The sequence below is a fragment of the Mesorhizobium sp. M1E.F.Ca.ET.041.01.1.1 genome, assembly GCF_003997355.1.
Classification (GTDB): domain Bacteria; phylum Pseudomonadota; class Alphaproteobacteria; order Rhizobiales; family Rhizobiaceae; genus Mesorhizobium.
Map to the genome: position 1 here is coordinate 1 of NZ_RZSL01001055.1, position 1,176 is coordinate 1,176.

At 67.5% G+C, this 1,176-nt stretch carries 2 protein-coding genes; both read right to left on the reverse strand.

From position 1 onward, the window contains the following. A partial coding sequence (locus EOA38_RS37275) for a Na+/H+ antiporter NhaA (protein WP_189435205.1) occupies positions 1-583 on the reverse strand: 583 nt, incomplete at its 3' end. A 370-nt stretch (positions 584-953) separates the two neighbouring features. Further along, positions 954-1,176, reverse strand: a 223-nt coding sequence (locus tag EOA38_RS37285; RefSeq protein WP_281060179.1) for a helix-turn-helix domain-containing protein, incomplete at its 5' end; no start/stop codon positions are given.

Below are 1,176 nucleotides of genomic sequence, written 5' to 3' on the forward strand. Positions count from 1 at the left end.
CGATCAGCACGGCGATGGCCGCGAAGGCCGCCGCCAGATAGGCGAGCGACAGGCCGCTTGTGTAGAACAGGGCGATGATGATGACGGCGCCGAGGTCATCGATGATGGCCAAGGCGGTGAGGAACACTTTCAGCGAGGCCGGCACGCGGCTGCCGAGTAGCGACAAGACTCCCAGCGCGAAGGCGATGTCGGTGGCGGTCGGGATCGCCCAGCCGGACAGCGCCGCCTGATTGTCGCGGTTGATCAAGACATAGACCAGCGCCGGGACCAGCATGCCGCCGGCGGCGGCGATGCCGGGCAGCACGCGGCGGGGCCAGGTCGAGAGTTGGCCGTCCAGCATCTCGCGCTTGATCTCGAGGCCGACCAGCAGGAAGAACACCGCCATCAGCCCGTCATTGATCCAGTGCGAGACGCTGAGCGGTCCGAGATAGGCGTGGAGGACGGCGAAATAGGTTTCGGAGAGCGGCGAGTTGGCGACGATCAGAGCCAGCGCCGCTGCCGCCATCAGGATGATGCCGCCGGCCGCCTCGCCGTCGAGGAATTCGCGAAGGATCGATCTCGGCCGCTGCATCTCGTCCTTCATGTCGACTCCTTCATGCCGCCTGCCCGCCGGCGCGATGATGCTCAAACTGCAATGGCCGGGCAAGCACAGGAGGGCAATCGCCTCCGATTCTCCGGTCGCATCTTCCTTTCCGAGCGCCGGCGCCGCCCCTCACCTGCCTGCCGGCATCCTCTCCCCGTATAGTGGCGGGGAGAGGGGCGCTCTCTTCGACGATTTCGCCAATCTCCAGCGTCGCAAGAAGGGGTGGCGAGGCTGCGGCCAGCCCCTTCTCCCCGTCACTATACGGGGAGAAGTGCCCGGCAGGGCGATGAGGGGCGGCGCCGACCTCGGCGATTGGCGATCTGCGCCGCAAGTTGGAACTGTGGTTGGCCTGAGGCGCTTGCCCTGCCTTCTAACGCGGCGCGCGCTTGGCGAGGATACGCTGCAAGGTGCGGCGATGCATGTTGAGCCGGCGCGCGGTCTCGGAGACGTTGCGGTCGCACATTTCATAGACGCGCTGGATGTGTTCCCAGCGCACGCGGTCGGCCGACATCGGGTTCTCGGGCGGCGCCGCGCGCTCGCCGGCGGTGCGGGTGAGCGCGGCGAAGACGTCGTCGGCATCGGCGGGCGTCGAC